General features: G+C 63.9%; 27 protein-coding genes. 15 read left to right on the forward strand and 12 right to left on the reverse strand.

What is annotated here, in order from left to right; translation table 11 throughout:
* Positions 1-115 precede the first annotated feature (115 nt).
* The 7 genes from ACFFNA_RS09190 (at position 116) to ACFFNA_RS09220 (ending at position 4,965) form a co-directional block, all read left to right on the forward strand.
* Positions 116-988, forward strand: coding sequence for a carbohydrate ABC transporter permease (locus tag ACFFNA_RS09190; RefSeq protein WP_378917713.1), 873 nt, complete (start codon positions 116-118; stop codon positions 986-988).
* A 1-nt stretch (position 989) separates the two neighbouring features.
* Positions 990-1,814 (forward strand): carbohydrate ABC transporter permease, encoded by an 825-nt coding sequence (locus ACFFNA_RS09195; protein WP_378917562.1) that lies wholly within the window; start codon positions 990-992, stop codon positions 1,812-1,814.
* 145 nt (positions 1,815-1,959) lie between these two features.
* Positions 1,960-2,382, forward strand: coding sequence for a lysozyme inhibitor LprI family protein (locus ACFFNA_RS09200; RefSeq protein ID WP_378917564.1), 423 nt, complete (start codon positions 1,960-1,962; stop codon positions 2,380-2,382).
* Positions 2,383-2,522: 140 nt separating this feature from the next.
* Positions 2,523-3,269, forward strand: coding sequence for a DUF899 family protein (locus ACFFNA_RS09205; RefSeq protein WP_378917566.1), 747 nt, complete (start codon positions 2,523-2,525; stop codon positions 3,267-3,269).
* 288 nt (positions 3,270-3,557) lie between these two features.
* Positions 3,558-4,022: a cupin domain-containing protein gene (locus tag ACFFNA_RS09210; RefSeq protein WP_378917568.1), complete on the forward strand. Its 465-nt coding sequence runs from the start codon at positions 3,558-3,560 to the stop codon at positions 4,020-4,022.
* A gap of 74 nt (positions 4,023-4,096) precedes the next feature.
* Positions 4,097-4,489, forward strand: a complete 393-nt coding sequence (locus ACFFNA_RS09215) for a RidA family protein (RefSeq protein ID WP_378917570.1) — start codon at positions 4,097-4,099, stop codon at positions 4,487-4,489.
* 83 nt (positions 4,490-4,572) lie between these two features.
* A complete protein-coding gene (locus tag ACFFNA_RS09220) occupies positions 4,573-4,965 on the forward strand; it encodes a RidA family protein (RefSeq protein WP_378917572.1) in 393 nt (130 codons plus the stop codon).
* A 6-nt stretch (positions 4,966-4,971) separates the two neighbouring features.
* Here the strand turns inward: ACFFNA_RS09220 and ACFFNA_RS09225 are convergent, their stop codons facing one another.
* Both ACFFNA_RS09225 and ACFFNA_RS09230 read right to left on the reverse strand, forming a co-directional pair.
* Positions 4,972-5,553, reverse strand: a complete 582-nt coding sequence (locus tag ACFFNA_RS09225; protein WP_378917574.1) for a Swt1 family HEPN domain-containing protein — start codon at positions 5,551-5,553, stop codon at positions 4,972-4,974.
* Positions 5,550-6,278, reverse strand: a complete 729-nt coding sequence (locus ACFFNA_RS09230; protein WP_378917576.1) for a DUF5343 domain-containing protein — start codon at positions 6,276-6,278, stop codon at positions 5,550-5,552. The genes ACFFNA_RS09225 and ACFFNA_RS09230 overlap by 4 nt, the downstream gene beginning before the upstream one ends.
* 310 nt (positions 6,279-6,588) lie before the next feature.
* Between ACFFNA_RS09230 and ACFFNA_RS09235 the strand changes: the two genes are divergently transcribed.
* Positions 6,589-7,761: an FAD-dependent monooxygenase gene (locus ACFFNA_RS09235; RefSeq protein ID WP_378917578.1), complete on the forward strand. Its 1,173-nt coding sequence runs from the start codon at positions 6,589-6,591 to the stop codon at positions 7,759-7,761.
* 84 nt (positions 7,762-7,845) lie between these two features.
* Here ACFFNA_RS09235 and carB read toward each other — a convergent pair whose 3' ends face one another.
* The 4 genes from carB to ACFFNA_RS09255 form a co-directional block, all read right to left on the reverse strand.
* Positions 7,846-11,349, reverse strand: coding sequence for a carbamoyl-phosphate synthase large subunit (gene carB / locus ACFFNA_RS09240; RefSeq protein ID WP_378917580.1), 3,504 nt, complete (start codon positions 11,347-11,349; stop codon positions 7,846-7,848).
* Positions 11,350-11,570: 221 nt separating this feature from the next.
* On the reverse strand, positions 11,571-12,563 hold the full coding sequence (locus tag ACFFNA_RS09245; RefSeq protein ID WP_378917582.1) for an SH3 domain-containing protein: 993 nt from the start codon (positions 12,561-12,563) through the stop codon (positions 11,571-11,573).
* 197 nt (positions 12,564-12,760) lie between these two features.
* Positions 12,761-13,519 (reverse strand): metallophosphoesterase family protein, encoded by a 759-nt coding sequence (locus ACFFNA_RS09250; RefSeq protein ID WP_378917584.1) that lies wholly within the window; start codon positions 13,517-13,519, stop codon positions 12,761-12,763.
* 54 nt (positions 13,520-13,573) lie between these two features.
* The gene (locus ACFFNA_RS09255) at positions 13,574-13,930 is read right to left on the reverse strand and encodes an ArsR/SmtB family transcription factor (protein WP_378917586.1); all 357 of its coding nucleotides are present in this window, start codon (positions 13,928-13,930) and stop codon (positions 13,574-13,576) included.
* Positions 13,931-14,139: 209 nt separating this feature from the next.
* On the opposite strand from ACFFNA_RS09255, the gene ACFFNA_RS09260 reads away from it, so the two are divergent.
* The gene (locus ACFFNA_RS09260; RefSeq protein ID WP_378917588.1) at positions 14,140-15,315 is read left to right on the forward strand and encodes an MFS transporter; all 1,176 of its coding nucleotides are present in this window, start codon (positions 14,140-14,142) and stop codon (positions 15,313-15,315) included.
* A gap of 25 nt (positions 15,316-15,340) precedes the next feature.
* Here ACFFNA_RS09260 and ACFFNA_RS09265 read toward each other — a convergent pair whose 3' ends face one another.
* On the reverse strand, positions 15,341-15,793 hold the full coding sequence (locus ACFFNA_RS09265; RefSeq protein ID WP_378917590.1) for a MarR family winged helix-turn-helix transcriptional regulator: 453 nt from the start codon (positions 15,791-15,793) through the stop codon (positions 15,341-15,343).
* 220 nt (positions 15,794-16,013) lie between these two features.
* Between ACFFNA_RS09265 and ACFFNA_RS09270 the strand changes: the two genes are divergently transcribed.
* Entirely contained in the window at positions 16,014-16,808 is a 795-nt protein-coding gene (locus ACFFNA_RS09270; RefSeq protein ID WP_378917592.1) for an SDR family NAD(P)-dependent oxidoreductase, read from the forward strand.
* Positions 16,809-16,829: 21 nt separating this feature from the next.
* On the opposite strand, the gene ACFFNA_RS09275 is transcribed toward ACFFNA_RS09270, so the two are convergent.
* Positions 16,830-17,429 carry a LysE family translocator gene (locus ACFFNA_RS09275; protein WP_378917594.1) on the reverse strand — a complete coding sequence of 200 codons (600 nt, stop codon included), beginning with the start codon at positions 17,427-17,429 and terminating at the stop codon, positions 16,830-16,832.
* Positions 17,430-17,526: 97 nt separating this feature from the next.
* Here ACFFNA_RS09275 and ACFFNA_RS09280 point away from each other — a divergent pair, with 97 nt between their 5' ends.
* Positions 17,527-18,396, forward strand: a complete 870-nt coding sequence (locus tag ACFFNA_RS09280; protein WP_378917714.1) for a LysR substrate-binding domain-containing protein — start codon at positions 17,527-17,529, stop codon at positions 18,394-18,396.
* A 190-nt stretch (positions 18,397-18,586) separates the two neighbouring features.
* Here the strand turns inward: ACFFNA_RS09280 and ACFFNA_RS09285 are convergent, their stop codons facing one another.
* The 3 genes from ACFFNA_RS09285 to ACFFNA_RS09295 form a co-directional block, all read right to left on the reverse strand.
* Positions 18,587-19,240, reverse strand: a complete 654-nt coding sequence (locus tag ACFFNA_RS09285; protein ID WP_111542976.1) for a dihydrofolate reductase family protein — start codon at positions 19,238-19,240, stop codon at positions 18,587-18,589.
* A 135-nt stretch (positions 19,241-19,375) separates the two neighbouring features.
* Entirely contained in the window at positions 19,376-20,218 is an 843-nt protein-coding gene (locus ACFFNA_RS09290) for a protein-L-isoaspartate O-methyltransferase family protein (RefSeq protein ID WP_378917596.1), read from the reverse strand.
* Positions 20,219-20,305: 87 nt separating this feature from the next.
* Entirely contained in the window at positions 20,306-21,670 is a 1,365-nt protein-coding gene (locus ACFFNA_RS09295) for an Nramp family divalent metal transporter (protein ID WP_378917598.1), read from the reverse strand.
* A gap of 233 nt (positions 21,671-21,903) precedes the next feature.
* Here ACFFNA_RS09295 and mntR point away from each other — a divergent pair, with 233 nt between their 5' ends.
* Positions 21,904-22,359, forward strand: a complete 456-nt coding sequence (gene mntR, locus ACFFNA_RS09300; RefSeq protein WP_378917600.1) for a manganese-binding transcriptional regulator MntR — start codon at positions 21,904-21,906, stop codon at positions 22,357-22,359.
* Positions 22,360-22,462: 103 nt separating this feature from the next.
* Complete coding sequence (locus ACFFNA_RS09305; protein WP_111542980.1) at positions 22,463-22,651, forward strand: hypothetical protein; 189 nt, start codon at positions 22,463-22,465, stop codon at positions 22,649-22,651.
* Here the strand turns inward: ACFFNA_RS09305 and ACFFNA_RS09310 are convergent.
* Positions 22,648-24,465 carry a hypothetical protein gene (locus tag ACFFNA_RS09310; RefSeq protein ID WP_378917602.1) on the reverse strand — a complete coding sequence of 606 codons (1,818 nt, stop codon included), beginning with the start codon at positions 24,463-24,465 and terminating at the stop codon, positions 22,648-22,650. The two genes, ACFFNA_RS09305 and ACFFNA_RS09310, sit on opposite strands and share 4 nt — an antisense overlap.
* Between ACFFNA_RS09310 and ACFFNA_RS09315 the strand changes: the two genes are divergently transcribed.
* Positions 24,464-24,613 (forward strand): hypothetical protein, encoded by a 150-nt coding sequence (locus ACFFNA_RS09315; RefSeq protein ID WP_378917604.1) that lies wholly within the window; start codon positions 24,464-24,466, stop codon positions 24,611-24,613. The two genes, ACFFNA_RS09310 and ACFFNA_RS09315, sit on opposite strands and share 2 nt — an antisense overlap.
* A 266-nt stretch (positions 24,614-24,879) precedes the next feature.
* Positions 24,880-25,785: a KPN_02809 family neutral zinc metallopeptidase gene (ypfJ, locus tag ACFFNA_RS09320; RefSeq protein WP_111542981.1), complete on the forward strand. Its 906-nt coding sequence runs from the start codon at positions 24,880-24,882 to the stop codon at positions 25,783-25,785.
* Positions 25,786-25,907: the final 122 nt, after the last annotated feature.

Consider the following 25,907-nt stretch of genomic DNA (forward strand, 5'->3'; position numbering starts at 1 on the left):
CAGCGGATCTGCGGTGGCAAGAGCGCAACCGACGCCTGAAATCGCCGCGGCCCGGCGCCCGCCCTCGCGGTTGAGGCGCCAGCGCGTGCGCTCGGCATGGCTGTTCCTGGCGCCGATGCTGCTGGTGCTCGCAGCCGTCGCCGGCTGGCCGCTGGCCCGCACGGTCTATTTCAGCTTCACCGACGCCTCGCTGGCCGACCTCGACGCGCGCCAGTGGGTCGGCTTCGCCAATTACTTCTCGGTGCTGCACATGCCGAGCGGCCGGGCCCTCTATGACGGGCTGCTCGTCGACCCGGTCTGGTGGCGTGCCGTCTGGAACACAGTGCGTTTCACGGTGATTTCGGTGACCTGCGAGACGATCCTCGGCATGATCGTCGCCCTGGTTCTCAATGCCGAGTTCGCCGGCCGCGGCATAGTCAGGGCAGCGATCCTAATCCCCTGGGCGATCCCGACGATCGTCTCGGCAAAGATGTGGCAGTGGATGCTCAACGACCAGTTCGGCATCATCAATGTCGTGTTGCTCAACCTCGGCCTGATCAGCGGCAAGATCGCCTGGACGGCCAGCGCCGACACCGCGATGGCGGCCGTCCTCATCGTCGACATCTGGAAGACGACACCGTTCATGGCGCTGCTCATCCTCGCCGCGCTGCAGATGCTGCCGGGCGAGATCATCGAGGTGGCGAAGCTCGACGGCGCCAACCCGTGGCAGATTTTCTGGAGGGTGACCTTGCCGCTCATCCGCCCGGCGGTGATGGTGGCGGTGATCTTCCGCGCGCTCGATGCCCTGCGCATCTTCGACCTGATCTATGTGCTGACGCCCAACAATGTGCACACCAAGTCGATGTCGGTGTTCGCCCGCGAGAACCTGTTCGAGTTCGACAAGTTCGCCTATGGCTCGGCCGCCTCGACCTTGCTCTTCCTCATCCTCGCTCTGCTCACCATCGTCACTATCCGGATCGGCCGGATTAGCCTGGACGGAGGCCGCTGACATGTGGACCCTGAAACGCACCGCCTTTTACCTGCTGGTCGGGGGAATCGTCTTCGTCGCGGTGTTCCCATTCTACTACGCCATCGTCACCAGCCTGAAATCAGGAACCGATCTCTTCCGGACCGATCTCTGGCCGACGACGGTCAGTCTCGCCAACTACAGGAACGTGCTGACCGAAGGCACGTTCGTGCGCAACCTATTGAATTCGCTGTTCGTCTCGGGCGCGGTCGTCGCCCTCTCGCTGTTGCTCGGCGTCACCGCCGCCTACGCGCTGGCCCGCATCCGCTTTCGCGGCCGCTCGGCCCTGCTGTTCACCATCCTGTCGGTCTCGATGTTCCCGCAGGTGGCGGTGCTGGCCGGGCTGTTCGAACTGATCCGGATGTTCGGCCTCTACAATTCGCTCTTCGCGCTGATCTTCTCCTACATGATCTTTACCTTGCCGTTCACCGTCTGGGTGCTCACCACCTTCGTCCGCGACCTGCCGGTCGAGGTCGAGGAGGCGGCGATCCTCGACGGCGCGACGCCGTGGATCATCATCACGCGGGTCTTCCTGCCGTTGATGTGGCCGGCGCTGGCGGCCACCGGGCTGCTGGCCTTCATCGGCGCCTGGAACGAGTTCCTGTTTGCCCTGACATTCACCTCCAACAACGCGCAGCGGACCGTGCCGGTGGCGATCGCGCTAATCTCCGGCAACTCGCAGTTCGAGATACCATGGGGCAACATCATGGCCGCATCGGTGATCGTCACGGTGCCGTTGGTGGTGCTGGTGCTGATCTTCCAGCGCAAGATCGTCTCCGGCCTAACCGCCGGCGGGGTCAAGGGGTGAGGGGCCGATGCGAGGAATGCCGCGAAGCCGCGTGGGTTCCAGCAGCGGAAAGGAAATGTCCACCAAGCCGGCAGGTCGCGTCTTGCCGGCAACGGTTCGGTTGTTAAGCTTCGGTCGGTGGGGCTTTGCTAGAACCGGAGGAAACATGATGCGGCTCCTGCTCTCCAGCCTCGCCACCCTGATCCTTGCCGCTCCGCTGCTTGGCGGCGTGGCGCGGGCCGACGACTGCGCCAACGCGCAGGACCAGGCCACGACGGACGAATGCGCCGGCAAGGATTTCGACGCGGCCGACAAGAAGCTCAACGGCGCCTACAAGCAGATCGAAGCCCGGCTGAAGGACAATGCGGCGTCGAAGAAGCTGCTGATCGATGCGCAGCGCGCCTGGGTCGCCTTCCGCGACGCCGAATGCGCCTTCCAGGGCGGCCCGCCCGCCAACGCGGGCAGCGTCCGTCCGATGGTGGTCGCCAATTGCCAGGCGGGGCTCACCAACCTCAGGCTGAAGGATTTGCAGGACTATCTCCACTGCGAGGAAGGCGTCCTGGACTGTCCGGTGCCGGCGGCACAGTAGCGTTCGTCCGCCCTTCGGGAAAGTACGCTCCCTCGTCGCCGCGCGGCGTGCAAAAATGTCGGAACCGATCGCCGCGAAACGTCCTTGGTTCGTAGAGCAACCGCGCCGGGACGCCGGCGCGACGACCCAAGGAGCCGATCATGATCACCTTTCCCAACGAATCCGCCCGATATCGCACTGCCCGCGAAAAACTGCTGCTGAAGGAAATCGAACTGCGCCGCGTCATGGAAGAAGTCGCGGTTGCGCGGCGCGCGCTGCCGCCCGGCGGACTGATCCGCCAAGACTATGTGTTCGATGCGCTGGGACCGGACGGCAAGCCCGCGAAGCTAAAGCTGTCGGAGCTGTTTGCGCCGGGCAAGGATTCCCTCATTCTCTACAACATGATGTTTCCGCGCCATCCGCAGGAGACGCGTGACGTGGCCACAGGCGGCGACACGGCGAAGCTCGCGCGACAGGACCAGCCATGCCCGTCCTGCACGGCGTTGCTCGACCAGTTCGACGGCGCGGTCGGTCATCTCGAAGTAGCCGGGTTCAATTTCGCGGTGGTGGCGAAAACCGCGCTCGAAAACCTGGTCACCCTCGGCCGCGACCGTGGCTGGCGCAACATGCGGCTGGTCTCTTCGGCCTCCAACAGCTTCAAGTGCGACTACAATGCCGAGGACGCGGATGGCGCGCAGATCCCGCTGCTGTCGGTGTTCCATCGCGACGCCGACGGCATCCGCCATTTCTGGTCGTCCGAGCTCGGCTTCGCACCGCCGGAACCCGGCCAGGACCCGCGCGCCATCGGCACCTGCGAGATCCTGTGGAACCTGATGGATTTTACGCCTGACGGCCGGCCGGGGACCTGGCGAGAGCAGTTGCAGTATGGTGGGGCGTGTTGTCATTGAGCGGGTGAGCGCCATACCTTCTCCCCCTGTGGGAGAAGGTGGATCGGCGCGCAGCGCCGAGACGGATAAGGGGTGCTGGAAAAAATGAGGCGTTGGCAATTGTGCGCCGTCTCGGCGCTGATGGGCCGTTTTGAGTAGGCGTATCGCCAAGCTGGAACACCCCTCATCCGACCTCGCTGCGCGAGGCCACCTTCTCCCAAAGGGGGAGAAGGGAAGGCGCCCCAATCCGGGCCCGCGCAATTTCACCGCATCTGCCGCGCTGGGCCTTCGAGAACTGAGGGAGAAGCCATGCCCAAGATCGACCTGTCAGCCGTGCCGGTGCGCAAGGGCTCCGGCTACCCCGCGCCTTTCGATCAACCCTGTGCCGATCGCACGCGGCGGCGGCTGGGTGATGCCGGCGGGCTCACCGATTTCGGCGTCAACCTGATGACCTTGCCGCCCGGCGGCTGGTCCAGCCAGCGCCACTGGCACAGTCATGAGGACGAGTTCGTCACTGTGCTGGAAGGCGAGTTGACGCTGGTCGAGGATGGCGGCGAGACCCTGCTCAAGGCCGGCGATTGCGCCACCTTCGCCAGGAATAGCGGCAACGGCCATCACATGATCAACAAATCCGCCACGACAGCGCTCTATCTGGAGGTCGGCTCGCGCAACCCGAATGATGTCATCTCTTGCTCCGACATCGACATGATGAGCCCCAGTTCCGATGGCCGCTTCCTGCACAAGGACGGCACGCCATATCCGGGGCAGGGGTAGCTCTGGACCATGCATCCGCGCTGGCGTTCCGCCAGTGTCGAGATAAGCTCCCTGCAAACCCAGGGAGGATTGCCATGAAGAAAGAAATCATCGAAGTGCCGGTGCTGTCGGCAGCCGTGCGTGCCTTGGGCTTGCCGCTGTCGCTGGTGACCAAAGCCGCAGGGCTGGTCTTCGTGTCCGGCACGCCGCCGCTCGACATCTTGACCGGCAGACTGGTCAAGGGCGACATCGAAACGCAGACCGAAGCGTCGCTGAAGGCGCTGAAACATTGCCTGGAAGCGGCTGGCACCTCGCTGGACAATGTGGTGATGGTACGCATCTACGCCGTCAATTCCGGCTTCTACAACGCCATCAACCGCGTCTATGCCAGGCATTTTCCCGAGAACCCGCCGTCGCGGACCTTCGTGCCGGTGGCGTCATGGCCGATGGAGTTCGATATCGAGATCGAATGTGTGGCAGTTGCGTGAGCTGAGCGGGCCAGGACCATGGCTCGGCTCTGGCGTTCGGCCGGTGGCGCGATAAGCTCCCTGCAAACCCAGGGAGATTTGCCATGAAGAAGGAAGTCATCGAAGTGCCGGTCATGTCGGCCAAGGTGCGGGCGCTCGGCCTGCCCTGTTCGACTGCGGTCAAGGCCAACGGCTTCGTGTTCATCTCGGCGACGCCGCCGGTGGACATGGTGACCGGCGAGATGGTGCGCGGTGATATCGAAACGCAGACCGAGGCGTCGCTGAAGGCGCTGAAACATTGCCTGGAGGCGGCCGGCACCTCGCTGGACAACGTGGTGATGGTGCGCATCTACGCCGTCAATTCCGGCTTCTACAACGCCATCAACCGCGTCTATGCGAAGTACTTCAACGTCAACCCGCCGGCGCGCAGCTTCGTGCCGGTGGCGTCGTGGCCGATGGAGTTCGATATCGAGATCGAGTGTGTGGCGGTGGCGTGAGAGGGCTTACTTCGGTCCTTCTAGGAGCCTGAACCAATCCTTGACTGTCAATTTCAACCGGTCAATTTCGTCTTCCGCAAGCAAGCCACAGTGAGCGATAGGCCCCCGAAGCGTGTTCAATGAAAACATTACCCTGCCTAACGCTTTCTGATTGCTAAGGATTCCGCCGAACAGAACCCAATTCGATCGGATTATTTCACCTAGTTGACCGAACGAAACATAGTCTAGTTCATTCTCCGAGCGACTGGTAACAGCCGATTCCTGTTCTCTTTGCTGATTAAATTTGCACTCCTCTTTTGCACTGCCTGGAGAGTATTGATTCCACCAATTAACGCCGTAGGCTTCAGCTAAAGTTTCATCAATCAATTTTCTAATGTCATTTTCGAGCATGTAGAATAGCCTGTAGTACTGCGCCATGAGATCGGCGTTCTCGCGAGCGTCGCTGGAAAACTGATTGATTGAGGCAAAAATTTCTGGCTCCTTTTCAATTTTCCGGGCGGTGATAGCTGCCGGAGAGATGCCGTCTACCGACATCTTCAAGGAAGCGCACTTGAGTATAAACAATTCAATCTTTTCAGACTGGCTCATTTCATCAAATTTTCCTTGATGCTCTTAAATATCGCATTGAGAACGTTTAGATCGGACGTTTCTGGCAATACGATATTTATATTGTAGAGCAGCCCAATTTCTCGTGATGAACTATCACGAACTTCTGATCGCAAAGGCGACTTATTTTCCAAATGGTCCGTCGATTCTTGAATCTCAGTGCTGGGAGCGCTTAGGTCGAGGTTTGCAGGAATGTAGGATTTGATAACGTTAAATGTGCTGCGGATGGCCATCGCAACAGGATCGTTGGGTTTAAGGCCAGTTATTTCGACAATTATGTCTTTAAGCTTAGATTCCTCCACTGAATGTGCGTATTCGCTCCGTCGGAAAACTTCTTGAAATGCGCTTCGCAGGCCTAGCAAAGCCGCCGCTCCTCGGCCGCCGTCTGTTCTAAATTTGGCGTACTGTTCGGTCGGTGTACCGTCGCTGCCGAGGAAGTTCATCTTCTTTAGTACTGGTATTGTAGCTCTGGCGGCTCCACCCGAGAGCTTGAGCACATTCTCAAGAAAATCAACGCTAAATCTCTCCGGGCGCTGAGCTTCGATCAGGCGGTCGAGGGCTTTCTTTAGAGTTCCGCTGGCGGTCAAGTAGGGCAGATTTCCGGGTATTTTTCGTTGCGGTGTATTTTGTTTTTCTCCACCGGTTACCGGTGGGTCTGGCAACTCAGAAGTCTCTTCAATTTCATTCCTCTCAAGCTTTTTTGCCATTTTCTGCCCCCTTTATTTGCGGCGAATTTGACAGATAAAATGATGCTTATCAATTGTAGACGCATCATTGTTACGGGCGACCCTGTGTTGTCGCACCCCTATAACGGTGGGATCCCAATTGTTTGGGCGAGATGGGCGGCATTCTTGTGCTATGACGATTGAGGCGTTCAGCAGTATCCAACGTCAGCAGCCCCCTCTGGAGTGCCGGCCGTTTGCTTGCGCTGTGCACCGGCGTTAGGCTCCCCATATTCACGGGCCGCCGCGGTGGCGGCAGCCGCCAAAGGCTGACAATGCTTCAGGAGCCGGAGCAATGAGCACGAGCCCGCTACGCGTGGCGGTCGTTGGCGGCGGCATCGGCGGCGGCGCCACTGCTGCCGCCCTGCTTCAACGCGGCATGGACGTCCGTCTCTACGAACAGGCGGTGGCCCTGGCCGAGGTCGGTGCCGGCGTCGCGATCCAACCGAACGGTGTCCGGATGCTTCGGCGGCTCGGCCTCGGTGACGAGCTGATCCGTTCGGGGGCCAGATGGATCGACCCACAGTTTCGTCGCCCCGATGGATCGTATGCCGCCGCGATGTGGCCCCCCGAGCTTGCCGGCCAAATCGAGTTCTACGGCATGCACCGCGCCGATTTGCTGGCAATGTTCGTCGATCGGCTACCTGCCGACATTGTGAAGGCCGGCCACAGATGTATCGGCTTCGAACAGGACGATGAGCAGGCCGTCATCACTTTCGCCAATGGTTTGCGCACCACGGCCGACGTCGTGATCGCGGCTGACGGTATCCATTCTACCCTTCAGCAGTTCGTGGTCGCCCCGTCCGCCCCGCTCTATTCGGGATCGGTCGCCTATCGAGGGGTGATCGCGGCGGCTGGTGTCTCGTGGCCGCCAGGAGCGATGCGCAACTGGCTCGGTGCAGGCAAGCATTTTCTCGTCTTTCCGGTGCGGGCCGGCCTGCTCATCAACTACGTCGGCTTTGTGACGACTGACGAGCCGATGAAGGAGTCATGGTCGGCACGGGGCGATCCCTCCGCCCTTGCCCGGGAGTTCGCCGGCTGGGACCCAATGGTCGAGACGATCATTGCCCAACTGAAAACGACGTTTCGGTGGGGCCTGTTCGATCGTGAGCCGCTCGCAAGCTGGACTCGCGGACGCCTGACCCTGCTGGGCGACGCGGCCCACCCAATGCTGCCGCATTTGGGACAAGGAGCCAATCAGGCCATCGAAGATGCAGTTGCCCTGGCGACCGTGCTGAGCCACGCGGACCGCAAGTCAGCCCCACGGGCGCTGCTGATTTACGAGCAGCTACGGCGCGAGCGGACTGCCGGCGTCCAGCGCATGGCGCGCGTGAGTGGTGCTCGCTATGACGCCAGCGGCAATTTGCATGCCCGCGACCGCAAGCTTGATGCTCAGCCGCAGGAACGTGCCTGGGTCTGGAATTACGACGCCGATGCCGAAGCGGAGACAGCCGCAGCTTCGCTCTAGCTCTTTGTTTTGACGCAATTCCCTAAGGGAAAGCGCTATGCGCTTTTCCCGGGAAAACCGTTTCACACTTTTCCTGGAATTGCTCTAGGCAAAATACTCCTGCAGCGGCCGCACCTCGAGGCTCCCCGCCTTCAGCGCGGCAATCGCCTCGGCCACCGCGGCCGCACCCGACAGCGTCGTGTAATACGGCACCTTCTGCATCAGCGTGGCGCGGCGCAGCGATTTGGAGTCCGACACCGCCTTCTGGCCATCCGTGGTGTTGAAGACGATCTGCACCTGACGGTTGCGGATGGCGTCTTCGATGTGCGGGCGGCCTTCCAGCACCTTGTTGATCTTCTCGGCGACGACGTCGTTTTCAGCGAGGAAGCGCTGCGTGCCTGAGGTCGCCAGCACCTTGAAGCCGAGGCCGGCCAGGCGCTTCACCGCCGGCAAGATGCCTTTCTTGTCCTCGTCGCGCACCGACACGAACAGCGTGCCGGAGCGCGGCAGGTCGACGCCGGCGCCGAGCTGGCTCTTGGCGAAGGCGAGCGCGAAGTCGCGGTCGAGGCCCATGACCTCGCCGGTCGAGCGCATTTCCGGCCCGAGCAGGATGTCGACGCCGGGGAAGCGGGCGAAGGGGAACACTGCTTCCTTGACCGCGATGTGGCCGGGGCTTCTGGGGTCGGGCATGGCGCCGTAATGGGCGAAGGCGTCTTCGAGATTCTCGCCGGCCATGATGCGGGCGGCGATCTTGGCAATCGGCCGCCCGATGGTCTTGGCGACGAAAGGCACGGTGCGTGATGCGCGCGGATTGACCTCCAGCACATAGACCGTGCCGTCCTTGATCGCATACTGCACGTTCATCAGGCCGCCGACATTGAGGGCTCGGGCAAGGGCGGCCGTCTGGCGCTCCAGCTCGTCGACCAATTCCGAAGGCAGCGAGTGCACCGGCAGCGAGCAGGCACTGTCGCCCGAATGGATGCCGGCCTCCTCGATGTGTTCGAGAATGCCGGAGACGAAGGTCGCCTTGCCGTCGCAGAGGCAATCGACATCGACCTCGATGGCGCCCGAGAGATAGGTGTCGAACAGCAGCGGGTTCTTGCCCAAGAGCGTGTTGATCTGGCCGGTCTTGTCGTTGGGGTATTTCTGCTTGATGTCCTCCGGCACCAGGCCGGGCACGGTGTCGAGCAGGTAGGATTGCAGCATGCCCTCGTCATGGATGATCTGCATGGCGCGGCCGCCGAGCACATAAGAGGGGCGCACCACCAGCGGGAAGCCGAGCTCGCCGGCGACGAGGCGGGCCTGCTCGACCGAATAGGCGATGCCGTTCTTCGGCTGGGTCAGGCCGAGCTTGTGCAGCAGCTTCTGGAAGCGGTCGCGGTCTTCGGCGAGATCGATCATGTCGGGCGAGGTGCCGAGGATCGGGATGCCGGCCTTCTCCAGCGCGTCGGCCAGCTTCAGCGGCGTCTGGCCGCCGAACTGGACGATGACGCCGACCAGTTCGCCCGACGCCTGCTCGGCACGCAGGATTTCCAGCACGTCTTCCGCCGTCAGCGGCTCGAAATAGAGCCGGTCCGAGGTGTCGTAGTCGGTCGAGACGGTCTCCGGGTTGCAGTTGATCATGATCGCTTCATAGCCGGCGTCGCGCAGCGCAAAGGCGGCGTGGCAGCAGCAATAGTCGAACTCGATGCCCTGGCCGATGCGGTTCGGCCCGCCGCCGAGGATGACGACTTTTTTGCGCGACGAGACCTGCGCCTCGTTGGCGAGCGCGCCAGCAAACGGCACTTCATAGGTCGAGTACATGTAGGCGGTGGGCGACGCGAACTCGGCCGCGCAGGTGTCGATGCGCTTGTAGACCGGATGAACGTCGAGCTTTTCGCGGATATTCTGGATCACCTCGGCGTCGGTTTTGGTCAGCGAGGCGAGGCGGGCGTCGGAAAAACCCATCGCCTTCAGCATGCGCAGGTTGACGGCATCGCCAGGGATGCCGTGCTCGCGGATGCGGGCTTCCATGGCGACGATGCCAGCGATCTGCTCGAGGAACCAGGGGTCGATCTTGCACATGGCGTGCACGTCTTCCAGCGATGTGCCCATGCGGATCGCCTGCGCCACCATGCGCAGCCGGTCGGGCGTCGGCGTGCCGAGCGCGGCGCGGATGGCGTTGCGGTCGTCGGCATGGTTGGCGGGCGCAGTCCCATGGCCAAGGCCGGGGATCTCGATCTCGTCCAATCCGGTGAGGCCGGTCTCCAGTCCACGCAGCGCCTTCTGCAGCGATTCCTGGAAAGTGCGTCCGATGGCCATGACTTCGCCGACCGACTTCATGGCGGTGGTCAGCACCGGCTCGGCGCCGGGGAATTTCTCGAAGGCAAAGCGCGGGATTTTCGTCACGACGTAATCGATCGACGGCTCGAAGGAGGCCGGCGTGGCGCCGCCGGTGATGTCGTTCTCCAGCTCGTCCAGCGTGTAGCCGACGGCGAGTTTTGCGGCGATCTTGGCGATCGGGAAACCGGTCGCCTTCGAAGCCAAAGCGGAGCTGCGCGAGACGCGCGGGTTCATCTCGATGACGACGAGGCGACCATCGGCCGGGTTGACGGCGAACTGCACGTTGGAGCCGCCGGTCTCGACGCCGATCTCGCGCAGCACCGCGATCGAGGCGTTGCGCATCATCTGGTATTCTTTGTCGGTGAGCGTCAGGGCAGGGGCGACGGTGATCGAATCGCCGGTGTGCACGCCCATCGGGTCGATGTTCTCGATCGAACAGACGATGATGCAATTGTCCGCCTTGTCGCGGACGACCTCCATCTCATACTCCTTCCAGCCGAGCACGCTTTCCTCGATCAGCACTTCGGTGGTCGGCGAGGCGTCGAGGCCGGACTGGACGATCTCGTAGAATTCGGCGCGGTTGTAGGCGATGCCGCCGCCGGTGCCGCCCATGGTGAAGGACGGGCGGATGATGGCGGGCAGGCCGACATGGTCGAGCGCCTGGGCTGCGATCGCCATGGCGTGGCTGATGTAGCGCTGCTTGCGGTCGCCTTCGCCGAGGTTCCAGCGGGTTTCCAGCGCGTCGAGCGCGGCGTCGAGGTCGGCTGGGGCTTCGGCCTTGACGGCGGCGCGCTCGGCCTCATGCGTCTTGCGGTCGGTGTTCTTGACGTCGGTGGCGTTGGCCAGCATCGACTTCGGCGTTTCCAGCCCGATCTTCTTCATCGCCTCGCGAAACAGCGCGCGGTCTTCGGCCTTGTCGATGGCGTGCGCGTCGGCGCCGATCATCTCGACATTGTAGCGGTCGAGCACGCCCATGCGGCGCAGCGACAACGCTGTGTTGAGCGCGGTCTGGCCGCCCATGGTCGGCAGCAGCGCATCGGGCCGCTCCTTGGCGATGATCTTGGCGACGACTTCAGGGGTGATCGGCTCGATGTAGGTGGCGTCGGCCAGTTCCGGATCGGTCATGATGGTGGCCGGATTGGAATTGACCAGGATGACGCGGAAACCTTCTTCCTTCAGCGCCTTGCAGGCCTGGGTGCCGGAATAGTCGAACTCGCAGGCCTGGCCGATGACGATGGGGCCGGCCCCGATGATCAGGATCGACTTGATGTCGGTGCGTCTTGGCATGGGCGAAAATTCCGTTCGGCGGGCGGCTTGCACAAAAAACCGGGACGGGAAGACCCGGCCGGTTGTGCTCGCGATTCTGGTATCAGGCTAGGAGGGCCTTATAGGGAAGAGTTTTGCCCGATGTAACCCCGAAAATGCGGGCAGGGAAGTAGGGCAGTAGGGGTTCGAGCGCGTTGTAAACATACTGCCTTACTGCCCTACTCCCTTACTCCCCTAAGAACCTAACCGCCCAGCACCAACCGATCAGTAATCTCGAAGCGTTCGGAGACGCCGACGCGGATCATGTTCAGGCTGCCTTCGCGGGTGAAGCGGAAGTCGCTGCGCGCGTCGGAGCCGGCCGGCTTGCCGGCGACGAAGGAGATGACGCGGGTGCCGCCATCGGGCCAGGTGACCGTGACGTCGGCCTTGTCCGTGCCAGCGCGCACGACGCTGACCGCACAACGCGTCATCGGCTCGCCGACATAGCGGGCGCAGGGAATCTCGCTGGTGGCATCGGCGGCATGATCGGACGGCGGTTCCAACCGCGCGACGGTCTGCGGGTCAGGCGGCGGGGCAGTGGATGCCAGGGCCGCGACCGGCTCTTCGATCTCGCCGGTCGTCGGGTTTTCCTGCGCAGCGAAGGCCAGGCCGTAGGCATCCTGCATAGCCGTCTGGCCGATTTCGGCGGCTGATTTCAGCGTGCTTTGGGCCCCAGCCACCGGATCAGGGCCGCCCAACCGCTCCGTCAGGTCGGGCGGTGGTGCGACCGCCGGCTGCGGCTTTGCAGGACTGTCCGTGCCGGTGGTCTGCGGGCTGTCCGGCGGCTGTGCCTGGTCGGCCTCATTGCCGCTGGAGGCGACCTCCGTCGCATCGACCGGTTTTGTCTGGCCTTCGACATAGGGGGCCGGATTGAGGGGGGTGAGGTAGCGCGCCGGCGCCCATCCGCTCAGCTTTTCCTTGCCGGTGCTCTCGATCTTGCACCATTCGTGGCCGTTGACGTCGTTGCAGCCGAGATTGGTGACGCTGTCGCCGACGGCCAGACGCGTTTCGACCTTGGCGATCGGCGATGCGGTCGTGCGGACATTGAGAAGATCGTCCGGTGCCAGGCCGGTGACGATGGAGATGACGAGATCCGACGCCTCTTCGGCCATGGCAATGGCCGGCCATGCCGCCATCAGCAGCGGAACGGCAATCAGCGCAGGCAGGGTTGTTCGGAGCGTAACTGTGCGCCTCATCATTTGGCCGTGCGCTGATACTCAAAGACACTATGCACGCTGCGGCTCGAGTCCGCCGCATGCCCGGCCGGTTTTATAAGGGACGACGTGCCGCCATGTAAGCCCGAAAATTCGACCGCCGTTTCGACTGTACCAGCTGTCGGCCGGTCCGATGGGACGCGAGCCAGTTCGGTTGGGCGGCATGAACGCAAGGGCGTTCAGCCTGGCATGAATCCCGTCCTGAGCGCGTGGGCCCATTCCGGGCGTCCCGCCTGCTCGGCTTGTCTGGCCGCCGCCTCGTGGTCGTAGTCGACGGCGATGGCCTCGAAGCGGTCGGGCTGGCCCGCGCCACCCAGGGTGACGATGCCATAGCGCGCATGCGGCGAGCCCTGCTCGGAGACATGCGCCGGCGGCGTTGAATCGTCATAGGCGGGGCAGCCGATGCTGCCGGGATTGAAGATGACCGGACCACCGGGAACGCGGATCAGCTCCGCCCGGTGGCTGTGGCCGCACAGCGCGATGCGGCAGGCCGGGTCGAGCGCCTTCAGCCGCCGCCGGATCGCCGCCAGTGGTGCGCGCACCAGCTGGCCATCGGTGATCGCATCGGCCAGATATTTCTCGTCATGGTCGGGGCGGGCGTGGAAGGCGATGACGCCGGGCGCGATCTCAAGCGTTAGCGGTTGGGCGAACAGCGCCTCGCGCTGCGCCTGCGTCAGCCGCTCCTGCGCATAGGCGTCGGAAGGCCACATCGCGTCGTCGGCCGGATCGGCGGCGACGCGACGGTCGTGGTTGCCGCGCACCGTCGGCAGGTTGAGTGCTTCCAGCCGTTCCATCGTCTCGCGCGGCCACAGCGGGCCGGAAACGCTGTCGCCGAGGTTGACGGTCAGGTCGGCGCCGCCGCGGTGCTTCAGATCGTCAAGCACGGCGTCCAGCGCCAGCACATTGCCGTGGATATCGGCGAGGACGGCAATGCGCATTTTGGGTGGCTCCGTGTGTGAGGCAGCGTTTCTCAAGCGGGGCGAGGAACAGCCTCAGGCGGGGATTTCGATGTCGAGGCCGCCGACCGCCGGCAGCGCCGGATCATCGCCGGCGGCGGCGATGACGCTGCCGAGCAGGCCGGGGAAACGGGCGTCGAGGTCGGCGCGGCGCAGCGTGATCATCCGGTTGGTGCCGACCGCTTCGGTGCGGGTAACGCCGGCCTCGCGCAGTTTGGCGAGGTGGTAGCTCAGATTGGTCTTCGAGCAGAGATCGAGGAACTGGCTGCAGTTCAGCGGCACGCCTTGCTTGCTGGCGAGATAGCGCACGATGGCAAGCCGCGTCGGATCGCCGAGCACGCCGAGTACGATCGGCAGGCTGATCTGATCGGTATTGGGGTGTGGCAAGGTCATGGCTGGAACCTAAGCGCAGTTCGGGCCGATTTCAACGCATCCGTCCCGCCGTGGCCATGCACACTGTTTCTCCGTTCCATGATCCGTGCTGACCGACTGTGCTGACACAGGGCTGTCAGGAGGGTTCAGCTATTTTCCCTTGGCTTCATTGACATCATGCCCTGTTATGTCCAATTGTTCAATAAGTTTTGAACTAAGGACACCGCCTCATGGACAAGCGCCTCTTCTGGCTTGCGCTCGGATCGTTCACGATCTCGACCGAAGGCTTCGTCATCTCCAGCCTTCTGCCCGACATCGCGGCGGACGCCGGCATCTCCATTCCGCTGGCCGGCACGCTGATCACCGCCTTCGCGCTCGCCTATGCGGTCGGCACGCCGATCCTGGCGACGCTGACCGGCGAATGGGATCGGCGCCGCGTCATCCTGTGGACGCTGGTGTTCTTCGTCATCGGCAACATTGCCGCCGCCTTGAGCTCTTCCTTCGAACTTCTGTTGATCGCGCGCATCGTCATGGCGCTGTCGTCGGGCCTGTTCGCCGCGACCGCGCAGGGAACCGCGGTGGCGCTGGTCGATGACCACCACCGGGCCCGCGCCATCGCCGTCGTCGTCGGCGGCACAACGGTGGCCGTCGCGGTCGGCGCGCCGCTCGGCGCGCTGGTCGCCACCTTCGCCGGCTGGCGTGGTACCTTCTACGCCATTGCCGGCCTCGGCGCGCTCGCCGGCGCCATCCTGTGGTACCGGCTGCCGCGCGGCATCGTCGGCACCAGGCTGCCCCTGAAGCGCCGGCTGGCGGCGGCCCTGCGTCCCGGTGTCATGCCGATCCTTTTGACGACATTGCTGGCGCTGACCGGCGCTTTCACCGTCTTTGCCTATGTCGCGCCGCTGGCCATCGAGGGCGGCGGGCTCAGCCAGATCGCGCTGCCCGGCATGCTGCTCGCCTTCGGTGTCGGCGCCGTGATCGGCAACATTGCCGGAGGCCAGGCAGCGGATCGCTTCGGCGCAACGCGCACCGTCGGCTGGTCGCTGGCGCTGAGCGCCGCCATGCTGGTCCTGCTGTCGGTCATACCGACCTTCCTGCCGCCCCACATTGCCGGGCCGGCGCTGATGGCGATGATGGTGCCTTGGGGCATTGTCGGCTGGGCGTTCCCGCCGGCGCAGGCCAGCCGCATCATCAAGCTGGCGCCCGACGCCGCCCCGATCGTGCTGTCGCTCAACGGTTCTGCGCTTTATCTCGGCGTGGCGCTGGGCGCCGTGGTCGGTGGCGCCGTGCTGCGCTACGGCGCGCCGGCCGATCTCGGCCTGGTCGCCGCGGCCTTCCCGCTGATCGGGCTCGGCATCGTGCTGGCCGGTCGGCTGGTGAAGCCGGTTGCGGTCCCGGCAGAATAGAACGGTCCTTGGATCGCCGGCCGGCTCAGCTGGCTGGCAAATCAAAATCCAGCGCGGCGATGTCATCCAGCGCCGCGCGCAGTTTTGCCGCCTGATCCTTGCCGACCACATCCTCGAAGCGCTGCTGGGCGACGCTCCACAATTTCATCGCCTCGTCGAGCTTGACCAGACCCCGCGGCGTCAGCCGCACGCGCTTGATGCGGCGATCGTCCGGATCGGCAAAGGTCTCGACATAGCCGTCGCGGATCAACGGCTTCAGCGTATGACCGAGCGCCGACAGGTCCATGATCAGGGACGCGGCAATGGCGCCCATCGCCGGCTCGTTGCCGATGTGGATCTGGTAGAGCAGGCCCTGCTGCGTGGCTTTCAGGCCCGAGGGCGCAAGCACATCATCATAAAACTGGCCGAGCTTGCGCGCAGCGCGACGCAGCATCGCGTTGTTGCACAGTGTCAGGCCGGGCAGCGAGTCTTTCGACATGATGTTATCCTTAGCGACGGCGACAGGATGTCCGCCCGCAGCGTCCATAAATAATCCTCGTTCCGATCATTGACAAGATAGTGGCATATGCCTACTTCACTAATGGTGGCATATGCCACTAAATGAAATCAGGCGGCTTGCCGGCAAGGTGAGGGCGATTGCCAGCAGTGCCGGCGGCCAGGTTGAAGCGAAGCAAATCGGTCAAAGAAGGAACAGGACAATGAGTGGACAGGACAACAAGGGCACGGCGGTCGTCACCGGTGCTTCGGCGGGTATCGGCGCGGTCTATGCCGACCGGCTGGCAGGGCAGGGCTATGACCTGGTGCTGGTGGCGCGGCGCGCCGACCGGCTCGAGGAACTGGCGGAGAAGCTGCGCTATGCCTACGGCCGCAAGGTCAGCATGATCAGCGCCGATCTCGCCGACGACAATGATATCCGCCGCGTCGAACAGGCGATCGCCGCCGACGACAGCGTAACGCTGCTGGTCAACAATGCCGGCATCGGCGGCCAGCAGGTCGTCGCAACCGCCGACGCCGATGCGGCCGAGCGCATGATCAAGGTCAATGTCATCGCCTTGACGCGGCTGACCCGTGCCGTGCTGCCGGGGCTGGTGGCGCGCAACCGTGGCGCCATCGTCAACATCGCCTCGGTGCTCGCCTTCGACACCTCGTTCGGCGGCATCTACAGCGGCACCAAGGCCTATGTCGTCAACTTCACCGAGGCGCTGCAGCGCGAAGTTGCGGGTACGCAGGTGAAGGCGCAGGTCGTGTTGCCGGGGGCGACCCGGACCGATTTCTGGGAGCTTGCCGGCAGTGATATCGACAGCCTTCCGCAGGAGATCGTCATGACGGCCGATGATTTGGTCGATGCCGCGCTAGTCGGGCTGGCCAAAGGCGAAGCCGTCACGGTGCCGGGGCTTGCCGACGCGGCCAAGCTGGACACTTTCCTCGGCGCGCGGCAAGCCTTTTACGGCAGCCTGCATGCCGACAAGCCAGCCGCCCGCTACGCGGCTTGACGAGAGCGTGGCGGTTGGCGTTTAGGCCGACCGCCACATCGGAATGATCGAGGCGGCGAGCACCAAGCCAAGCACGATGTTGAGCGCGCGCCATTGCCATTCAGTCTTGAGCAGCCGGGCAAGCAGCATGCCGGCCACGCACCACAGCGACAGCGAGGCGGCCGCCGCGAGGCCAAAGGTGGCGCCGAGCAACAGCGCAAGCTGCAGCGGGCCGCTGGCCAAAGCCGCGAACGAGGCCGCAGCACCCAGTCCCATCGCCCAGCCCTTGGGGTTCATCCATTGAATGCCGGCGCCGCCGAGAAAGCTGTTCGGCCTGGCCATGGTCACGTCCAGGTTGGGCGGCCCGCTGCGGCCGATCTTGATCGCCAGCCAGACGAGATAGAGCGAGCCGATGACCTTCATCGCCAGTTGCAGCGAGGGCACGGCAAGCAGCAGGCCGGCAAGCCCGGCCGCCGCGGCCCCTGTCACGGTGGCGAGGCCAGCGGCGCTGCCGACCAGCAAGGGAACGGAACGGCGAAAGCCGAACTGCGCGCCGGACGCCGTCGACAGGGTCGTGGCGATGCCGGGCGTGGTGGTGGCAACGATCGCAAACAGGACGAGGGGGATGATGGGCTCGAGCATGCGACTTCCTCTGTAGGAAGTTGCCATCGTAGCCGCGCGCGAACTTCAGTAAATGCAATGTTTGCCATGGTTGGCATTAGCAGACATAATGCAGGCCATGATCCGAAATCTCGACATGGCGCTGATCCGCACCTTCGTCACCGTCGCCGACAAGGCCAGCATGACGGCGGCGGCCAATGCGCTGCACCTGACACAGGGCGCGGTCAGCCAGCAGGTCAAGCGGCTGGAGGAGGCGCTTGGCTCGAGCCTGTTCGAGCGCGACCGGCGCGGCTTGCGGCTGACGCGCGCCGGCGAGCGGCTGTTCGGCAAGGGCAAGCGGCTGCTCGGCCTCAATGACGAGATCTGGGCCGAAATGGCAGGCACTCCGGTGGCCGGCCAGGTGCGGCTCGGCGTGCCCTACGATCTTGTCGGCACCTTGCTGGCGCCGGTGCTGAAGCGCTATGCCGAGACCTATCCGCAGGTCGAGATATCGCTGGTCTGCGCCTCGTCACCGGAGCTGGCCGCCGCCCTTGCGGCGGGAACCATCGACCTTGCGGTGATCGAGGAACGGGTCGGCACGTCGGCCGGCGAGTGCCTTGCCATCGACCGGCTGGTCTGGGTCGGCGCCAAGGGCGGCGTTGCCCGCGCCAAGCGGCCGCTGCCGGTCTCGATCGTCGCCGACACCTGCGCCTTCCGCCCGGCGGTGCTGTCGGCGCTCAGCGAGCATGGGCTGGAATGGCGCACCGTGTTCGAGAACGGCAACATCGACGCGACGACGGCGACCGTGCGCTCGGATCTTGCGGTCACCACCTGGCTGGCCTCCACCGTGCCGGCCGATCTCGACATATTGCCGCTCGATTCAGGCCTGCCGCCGCTGCCGAATTTTGCCATCAACCTGCATCTGCCCAGGCACGGTGTCGGGCCCGCAGCGCAGGAGTTCGCGCGGCATATCCGTGACGGGCTGGCGCGGCGACTGGTGGCGGCTTGAGGGTTGTAGACTTGGGTTCCTCGTCCCCACGAATGTGGGGGAGAGGTGGCTCGGCGCAACTGAGACGGAGAGGGGGACCGGCGCGACGGTGCCCAGTTCCAATGGGCATTCGTTCTACGAAAACCCCCTCTCCGTCCGCTTCGCGGCCACCTCTCCCCCGCTCTGGCGGGGGCGAGGAACCCAGGTCCCGCTACTTCCAGGTCTTGCGCCGCTCGATCTCTGCCTCGGACGGCTTCTCCGGCGCGAACGATCCAGCCTTGATCTCGCCGCCGCGCTCATAGGTCGCCATGATGACGCCGGTGCTCGAGGCCTGCGAGCGGGTCAGCTTCAAGGCGGAAGGCATTGTGCCGTTGCCGAACAGCCGTTTGCCCTTGCCCAGCACCAGCGGAAAGATCAGCAGGCTGATCTCGTCGATCAGATCATTGGCCAGCAAGGTCTGGATCAGGTCGCTCGACCCCTGGATGAGCAGATCCGGGCCGTCTTCCTGCTTCAACTGGCGCAGCGTCGCCACGACATCGTCGCCCAGCGACTGGCTGTTGTTCCAGGTCAGCGTGTCGTGCCGGTGCGTGGCCACATATTTGGTGACGGCGTTGAAGCTTTCGGCGATCGGATCGTTGTCCTGGTACGGCCAGTGGGCGGCGAAGATGTCGTAGGTCTTGCGGCCGAGCAGCAGGTCGAAGGGCTTGGTGAAGGTCTCGCCCATGAACGCGCCCATGGCATCGTCCCAGTAGTGGAACGTCCAGCCGCCGAACTTGAAGCCGCCGACCGGATCCTCTTCCGGACCGCCGGGGGCCTGCATGACCCCATCGAGGCTGACGAATGTCGCTGCGATGATCTTTCTCATTCCAATACTCCCGTTTTTCAATCCACACCGTCGTGGCCGGACTTCAACCCAAGGACGGGCGACCGGTCACCCGCCCGACAGTCCATGTGAAATTTCTGGCCATCTGAAATTTCCGGCAAACCCGCCATCGGCGCGTCAATTGCGCGGCCTGCCATCGAGGCTGCGCGAGGAGAACCAGACCTCGCCGAAGATCGCGGTGGCGGTGCGGTCCGGCGCCTTGTCCGACGTCAGCCAGATCGAGCGGCTGCGCGCGGCCTGGTCCCGTGTCGGGATCTTCGCCGCAGGGCCTGCAACCGAGGCGCCGACACATGGAATGAACCACGAGCGCATGAAGGGATCGCAAGCGAAGCCCTTTTCGGTGCAGGTCACCATCACCGCCAGCGGGACGCGCTCGGCCGGGCGCCAGGGAAAGATCATGCGGCCGCCCCGCCGCAGCGCCTTCAGCCATCCCGCCGGTGGCGCGGCGACGCCGGCATTGACATAGATGATGTCGGATGGCGGCAAGGGCGTCGTCACGGCATCGCCATGGACGACGGTTACATTGCCATAGGCTTCGAGATTTTGTCGTGCGAGCTCGGCCAGGTTTTTGTCGAGTTCGAAAGCGGTGACGGTGCCGCCGGGCGAAACCAGCCTGGCCAGCACCGCGGTGTAGTAGCCGGTGCCGGCGCCGATGTGGCAAACGGCCTCGCCGGGTCTCAGTGCAAGCTTTCCGATCCACATGGCGTGCAGGAACGGCTCGCCATTGTTGATGCCCTTGGCGTCGTCGAGCGCCACCAGCACGTTCTGGTAGATGTGGGCCGGATCGGCGCTCGGCGTCGTGATCTTGCCGTTGCCGGCGACGATCCTCCACGGCCCGGGGCCGAGGAAGGCTTCGCGCGGCACTTCGGCGAAGACCGCCTCCAGGCGCGGATCGCGCGAGCCGGCGTTGGCGGCCATCAGCCGCGCGTAGAACGTCCTGATGTCTTCGATCCCGGTCATGACGCGGGACAAGATAGCGCGGATTGCCGATTTGTCGCGAGATTACCTCTTCGCAGAGGGCAGTCGATTTCTCGGCGACGCCGAAACTCAGCCGACCCCGAACATGGTGTCGTAGAGCAGCTTGAAGTTGAGCACCAGGATGACCGCGGCGACCACCCAGGCCAGTGCGGCGACGCTGCGCGGAATGGCAAGGTTGCCCATCTTCTTCTTGTCGGAGACGAACTGCACCAGCGGGACGACCGCGAAGGGCAGCTGCATCGACAGGATCACCTGGCTGAACACCAGCAACTGGCCAGTGCCCTTTTCGCCATAGAGCGCGGTGACGACCACCACCGGGATGATGGCGACGCCGCGTGTCAGCAGCCGGCGTGCCCAGTTGGGGATGCGCAGGCGCAGGAAACCTTCCATGACGATCTGGCCGGCCAGCGTCGCCGTCACCGTCGAGTTCAGGCCGGAAGCCAGCAGCGCCACGGCGAACAGGATCGAGGCGATGCTCAAGCCCAGCAGCGGCGACAGCAGCTCGAAGGCCTGGCCGATCTCGGCGACATCCTGGTGGCCGGTGTTGTGGAAGGCGACCGCCGACACGATCAGGATCGAGGCGTTGACGAACAAGGCCAGCATCAGGGCGATGGTCGAGTCCGTCGTCGCCCATTTGATGGCGTCGCGCTTGCCCTTGTCGGTGCGTTCATAGGCGCGGGTCTGCACGATCGAGGAGTGCAGATAAAGATTGTGCGGCATGACGGTGGCGCCGATGATGCCGATGGCGATGTAGAGCATCGCCGGATTGGTGACGATCTCGGACGACGGCACGAACATGGCGTGCAGGATCGAGCCGGCCGGCGGGGCGGCGACAAAGATCTGGATGGCGAAGCAGCTGAAGATGATGATCAAAAGCGCGATGACGAAGGCTTCGAGATAGCGAAAACCCTTGTTCATCAGCAGCAGCACCAGGAAGGCGTCGAGCGCGGTGAGCATGGCGCCGCCGATCAGCGGTATGCCGAACAGAAGCTGCAGCGCAATCGCCGTGCCGATGACTTCGGCCAGGTCGCAGGCGATGATGGCCAGTTCGCAGGCGATCCACAGCACGAAATTGACCGGACGCGGATAGTAGGCGCGGCAGGCCTGGGCAAGGTCACGGCCGGTGGCGATGCCGAGGCGGGCAGCCAGCGCCTGCAGCAGGATCGCCATCAGGTTGGACAGCATGATGATGAACAGCAGCGTGTAGCCGAACTGGGCGCCGCCAGCGAGGTCGGTCGCCCAGTTGCCCGGATCCATATAGCCGACCGAGACCATGTAGCCGGGGCCCATGAAGGCGAACAGCCGGCGGAACCAGACGCCCGAACTCGGCACTGCGATGGAAGAATTGACTTCCCTCAGGCTGGGCTGGTCGTCGTCCTCGGGCCTGGCGAACCGCCATGTGGACCGGGAGGCTGTGGCTTCGACTTCAGACATGAGGGGGCTTTCCGCGAGACGTGCTGATGTTCCCTTAAGCTATGCCATGGCTCAACATTATGCAATATGCTATATTTCATTGTCGGTGCTTTTTATCTGGCGCATGGTCGGTGTGCACAAGGTGCAATCGGGAGTGCCGGTTGCACCTGCGGCGGAATGCAAATAAACGGCCTGAAGAATCAGAGCCCGTGCTATAAATGCATGGACGGCTAAACTCCCAGGAGGGGCGCGCATTGGCGCTGAAGAACAGACCGGTCCCGCGCGAAAAGCCGCTGCCTGACGCCGACGTTCATTCGGAAGGGTTCAGGCATACGCGCGAAGCGCGCCGCAGCGCGCTGGTCGAGGATTATGTCGAGCTGATCGCCGACCTGATCGAGGACGGCAACGAGGCGCGCCAGGTCGATATCGCGGCACGGCTCGGCGTCGCCCAGCCGACGGTGGCCAAGATGCTGACCAGGCTGTGCGCCGACGGCCTGGTGTCGAGAAAGCCCTATCGCGGTGTGTTCCTGACCGATACCGGCCGCAAGGTCGCGGTGGAGAGCCGCATCCGTCACCAGACTGTGGAGGCATTCCTGCGTTCGCTCGGCGTCAGTGCCGAGACGGCGCGCATCGATGCCGAGGGCATCGAGCACCATGTCAGCGCCGAGACGCTGGAAGCGTTCCGCAAGGCGATGACGGCGGCGCGCTAAGCCGTATCGCTGTTGATTCCCACCTGCGAGCCGCTGGAACCGCCTGATGTTACGCACGTTGCTACTGACACCGCGCGATTGTCGCGCGCCAAGGGAGGAAGCGATGGGCGTTGAACAGGCACCGACCGCAAAGGGCAAGCAGGCGGCCAAGGGATTGAAGCAGGCGGCGGCGAAGGACGAGCGCAAGACCGAGGCCGAGACCGGTCACGCGCTGAAGAAAGGCGCCGCGCGCTTCGAGGAGCGCTCGAAAAGCTCCGACGGCAAAAGCGCTGGCGCCAAGCAGCGGGACTAGGCTCTCCCTTCGGGCAGGCTGCCTGAGCCGCGTGCGGCAAGCTCACTCTCTGACATCCTGCACCCAGCTGCGCGGGTGGCCGTCGACGCGGAACTGGAAGATGAAATAGGGCGGGATGCAGGTGCCTTCGCCGGCTTTTGCTTCCGCAGGTCATCGTAGCCGGCGGTGCAGATATAATCCTCGCGACAGGGATGCGCCTTGTCGCAGGCACGCAGGCCAGCGGTCTTGGTGAATTCCTTGGTGCAGAATTTGTGGTCCTTGCCCGACGCGATGCAGTCGTTGAAGCCGGTCTTGGCCAACCGGCCGCACGTCGCCTCGTCGGGAAGCTTGTCGCAACTCGCCTTGCGCAGCATGCCGCCGGGAAAGCCGCCGGTCTTCTGCTGCGGATTGTCGTAGCGCTGGCGCGCGGCTCCATAGCCGGCGAGCTTGACCAGCGGCTTCTTGTCCCGCGCCGGATCGATGGCGCATGCCTTGGCGGTGGCCGGCGACAGGCGGCAATACTGGTCGTTGCCCCATGTCGACATTTTTATCTCGCCGAACTCGACGGGATCGCCGACCGCGGTGCCGGCCTCGCTGACGCAGGTGCCGAAGCCCGGATGGATGGCGCTTTCGTGGACACCGGCGCAGCGCAGGCCTTCGCCGCAACTCCAGTCCTTGAAGCTTAAATCCTCGCCGCGATAGCAGATCGAGCCCCAACCATTGTAGAGGTCGGTGCCTTTCAGCGCCTCGGCATATTTCTGGTCCGGACGGGCTGCGAAACCTCTGGTGAAGTCGGGGTGGCCGCCGGCGGCGAACTGCTCGACGATGGCGCGTCGGCGCGGCAGGTCGGCGAAGAACACGGCGGAGCCCGGCACGAAGACGGCGTTGCGGCGCGGCTCACTGGCCGGATCGGCGCCTGTATAGTGGAAGCCGGCAATGCCATGCGTCTGGTGGCAGCCGGTGCAGGTCATCTCGTTGAGCCGCAATTCGAAGCCGGCCACCGACTTGACGGTAGCGAGCGTGTTGCCCCTGGCGACGTAGTCCTTCAGCGCCTTGTCGATATCGGCGTCGTCGACCAGCCCGTAGGCGATGTTGTTCTGCGACCGGCTCAGGCCGCCGGGCGCGACGGAGACGGCGCTCTTGGCCAGGAATTTTTCGTCGACGACCAGCCGGCCATGGTCGAGGTCGTAGATGTTGCGGTCGGTGAGCAGCCATTTGGCGAAGGACGGCTTGTCGGCCAGCACGATAGCCCTATCGATCTGGTTCTCCATCTTCGATTCGTAGAAGCTCGAGGTGGCCGGATTCCATTTGAAGATCTTCAGCAGGTACTCGGCGTGGCCGCCGAAATCGCGCCGCGTCGAGGCCGATAGCCTGAGCACCTGCATGTTGAGTTCGAGCCGCATGATCTGCGACGAATTCAGCATGGCGCCGGAGAGCGGGCCTTGGTCGGAACGCAGCGAGGCAGCGAGTTGATCGGGCGCGAGGTCCTTCTGCCCGGCGGCAAGCCAGCGCTTGGCGACGTCGGCGCAGGACACGTCCGTCGCGCTCGGCAAGTCCTTTGAAGCGCGGGCCTGCGCTCGCGTGGGCTTGGCGTTGAAGACTAGGCTCATGGTCAACGGCAGGCGCGAGGAAATGCGCTGGCTCACCTTTCCCTTCACCGGCTTTTCCGCGACCGAATAATGAAAGCGATAGATCAGCCGGATCTCGCCGCATTCGGTGTGGCCGAGATAGCCGCGATCCATGCGGTTGACGACGCCGGTCAGGTCGAGCGTCGAGCCGTCGTCGTCGATGTATTTCGGATTGAATTTCTGGCTGGTGTCCGTCGACTTCGCCATGGCCGCGATTGTCGACGTCGCGGGTGAGGCCGAGTGCTGGGCCCAGCAGGCGGCTGATCGACAGGCCGCCACGCTCCAGCGCCTGCAAGGTGGCGGGATCGGTGACGGCAACGCTGGAATCGAGCGTCACCGCGCCGGCTGCCCGTAAGCCAAGGCAGCTCAATGCCAGTACAATCAGCATTCGGGCCAGTACAAGCAGCATTCGGCCGATCGTTCGCAAGCGCTCCTCGCCCCCTTGGTTCAGGCGATGCTACAGGGCTTGTCTTCTCCCGACCAGAGCGGCGCAGCCGCCATGCCGGCACTGCCTGGGTCGCGAAAAATGCTGTGACTTGGCGCAACCATTGCGATAATTGTTTGTTGGGTTGAGCCGGGCTTACCGGGACAATGGGGAAGTTCGCAGCGCGAGGAGTTGCCATGCTCTGGAGAGGCCGTCGTCAGAGTGACAATATCGAGGACGACCGCAGCGACAGCGGCGGCGGCGGACTCGGCGGCGGCAGCCCTGGTCAGTTCCGTATCCCGATCGGCGGCCGTGCCGGCGGCGGCGGTAGCATCTTCCTTGTCATCCTGGTGGTGCTGGCCGGATGGTATTTCGGCTTCGACCCGTCGACGATCCTGGGCGGTGGCGACGGCGGCCAGATCACCGACAACAGCGGTGGCCAGGACAGCGGCGCCACGCCCGCCAACGACGAGATGAAGCAGTTCGTGGCCACCGTGCTGGCTGAGACCGAAGACACCTGGACCGGCATCTTCAAGTCTCAAGGGTTGACCTACGAGGACCCGAAGCTGGTGCTGTTCAGCGGCCAGGTCCGCTCGGCCTGCGGCTTTGCCTCCGCGGCGGCCGGACCTTTCTATTGTCCCGGCGACCACAAGGTCTATCTCGACATGACCTTCTTCCAGCAACTCGACCAGCAGTTCGGCGCTTCGGGCGAGTTCGCCCGGGCCTATGTGGTCGCCCATGAGATCGGCCACCACGTGCAGAACCTGACCGGCATCATGTCCAAGTTCAACCAGATGCGGCAAGGCATGAGCGAGGTCGAGGCCAACCAGATGTCGGTGCGCATCGAGCTCCAGGCTGACTGTTTCGCCGGCGTGTGGGCACATTACACCGCGCAGAAAGGCATATTGGAGCAGGGCGATTTCGAAAGCGCGCTGAACGCCGCCAAGCAGATCGGCGACGACACGCTGCAGAAGAAAATGCAGGGCTATGTCGTGCCGGAAAGCTTCAACCACGGTACTTCGCAGCAGCGGCAGACCTGGTTGACGCGCGGCTACAAGAGCGGCAAACTTTCGGACTGCAACACGCTGAGCGGTCCGCTCTGAGAGACTGTTTCCCGAGCCTCCCCTGACGGCGAAGCGTCGTCAGGGGATGTCAGGATAAACACATCCGGCCTGTTCCCTTATTGTTCCGTGCGGCAAGCTCGCCTATAAGGTGCGTCCGCCTG

Source organism: Mesorhizobium kowhaii, from assembly GCF_042431665.1.
Classification (GTDB): Bacteria; Pseudomonadota; Alphaproteobacteria; order Rhizobiales; family Rhizobiaceae; genus Mesorhizobium; species Mesorhizobium kowhaii.

Excerpts from the sequence above, each read along its gene's own strand:
- ACFFNA_RS09260 (WP_378917588.1), top strand. The coding sequence starts at position 14,140 with ATGGACAAGCGCCTCTTCTGGCTTGCGCTCGGATCGTTCACGATCTCG.
- ACFFNA_RS09205 (WP_378917566.1), top strand. The coding sequence starts at position 2,523 with ATGATCACCTTTCCCAACGAATCCGCCCGATATCGCACTGCCCGCGAA.
- ACFFNA_RS09265 (WP_378917590.1), bottom strand. The coding sequence starts at position 15,793 with ATGTCGAAAGACTCGCTGCCCGGCCTGACACTGTGCAACAACGCGATG.
- ACFFNA_RS09275 (WP_378917594.1), bottom strand. The coding sequence starts at position 17,429 with ATGCTCGAGCCCATCATCCCCCTCGTCCTGTTTGCGATCGTTGCCACC.
- ACFFNA_RS09235 (WP_378917578.1), top strand. The coding sequence starts at position 6,589 with ATGAGCACGAGCCCGCTACGCGTGGCGGTCGTTGGCGGCGGCATCGGC.
- ACFFNA_RS09315 (WP_378917604.1), top strand. The coding sequence starts at position 24,464 with ATGGCCGCGATTGTCGACGTCGCGGGTGAGGCCGAGTGCTGGGCCCAG.
- ACFFNA_RS09195 (WP_378917562.1), top strand. The coding sequence starts at position 990 with ATGTGGACCCTGAAACGCACCGCCTTTTACCTGCTGGTCGGGGGAATC.
- ACFFNA_RS09210 (WP_378917568.1), top strand. The coding sequence starts at position 3,558 with ATGCCCAAGATCGACCTGTCAGCCGTGCCGGTGCGCAAGGGCTCCGGC.
- ACFFNA_RS09290 (WP_378917596.1), bottom strand. The coding sequence starts at position 20,218 with ATGACCGGGATCGAAGACATCAGGACGTTCTACGCGCGGCTGATGGCC.
- ACFFNA_RS09200 (WP_378917564.1), top strand. The coding sequence starts at position 1,960 with ATGATGCGGCTCCTGCTCTCCAGCCTCGCCACCCTGATCCTTGCCGCT.
- ACFFNA_RS09190 (WP_378917713.1), top strand. The coding sequence starts at position 116 with ATGCTGCTGGTGCTCGCAGCCGTCGCCGGCTGGCCGCTGGCCCGCACG.
- ACFFNA_RS09295 (WP_378917598.1), bottom strand. The coding sequence starts at position 21,670 with ATGTCTGAAGTCGAAGCCACAGCCTCCCGGTCCACATGGCGGTTCGCC.
- ACFFNA_RS09250 (WP_378917584.1), bottom strand. The coding sequence starts at position 13,519 with ATGCGCATTGCCGTCCTCGCCGATATCCACGGCAATGTGCTGGCGCTG.
- ACFFNA_RS09270 (WP_378917592.1), top strand. The coding sequence starts at position 16,014 with ATGAGTGGACAGGACAACAAGGGCACGGCGGTCGTCACCGGTGCTTCG.
- ACFFNA_RS09230 (WP_378917576.1), bottom strand. The coding sequence starts at position 6,278 with ATGGCAAAAAAGCTTGAGAGGAATGAAATTGAAGAGACTTCTGAGTTG.
- ACFFNA_RS09220 (WP_378917572.1), top strand. The coding sequence starts at position 4,573 with ATGAAGAAGGAAGTCATCGAAGTGCCGGTCATGTCGGCCAAGGTGCGG.
- ACFFNA_RS09255 (WP_378917586.1), bottom strand. The coding sequence starts at position 13,930 with ATGACCTTGCCACACCCCAATACCGATCAGATCAGCCTGCCGATCGTA.
- ACFFNA_RS09285 (WP_111542976.1), bottom strand. The coding sequence starts at position 19,240 with ATGAGAAAGATCATCGCAGCGACATTCGTCAGCCTCGATGGGGTCATG.
- ACFFNA_RS09280 (WP_378917714.1), top strand. The coding sequence starts at position 17,527 with ATGATCCGAAATCTCGACATGGCGCTGATCCGCACCTTCGTCACCGTC.
- ypfJ (WP_111542981.1), top strand. The coding sequence starts at position 24,880 with ATGCTCTGGAGAGGCCGTCGTCAGAGTGACAATATCGAGGACGACCGC.
- carB (WP_378917580.1), bottom strand. The coding sequence starts at position 11,349 with ATGCCAAGACGCACCGACATCAAGTCGATCCTGATCATCGGGGCCGGC.
- ACFFNA_RS09215 (WP_378917570.1), top strand. The coding sequence starts at position 4,097 with ATGAAGAAAGAAATCATCGAAGTGCCGGTGCTGTCGGCAGCCGTGCGT.
- ACFFNA_RS09225 (WP_378917574.1), bottom strand. The coding sequence starts at position 5,553 with ATGAGCCAGTCTGAAAAGATTGAATTGTTTATACTCAAGTGCGCTTCC.
- ACFFNA_RS09245 (WP_378917582.1), bottom strand. The coding sequence starts at position 12,563 with ATGAGGCGCACAGTTACGCTCCGAACAACCCTGCCTGCGCTGATTGCC.
- ACFFNA_RS09305 (WP_111542980.1), top strand. The coding sequence starts at position 22,463 with ATGGGCGTTGAACAGGCACCGACCGCAAAGGGCAAGCAGGCGGCCAAG.
- ACFFNA_RS09310 (WP_378917602.1), bottom strand. The coding sequence starts at position 24,465 with ATGGCGAAGTCGACGGACACCAGCCAGAAATTCAATCCGAAATACATC.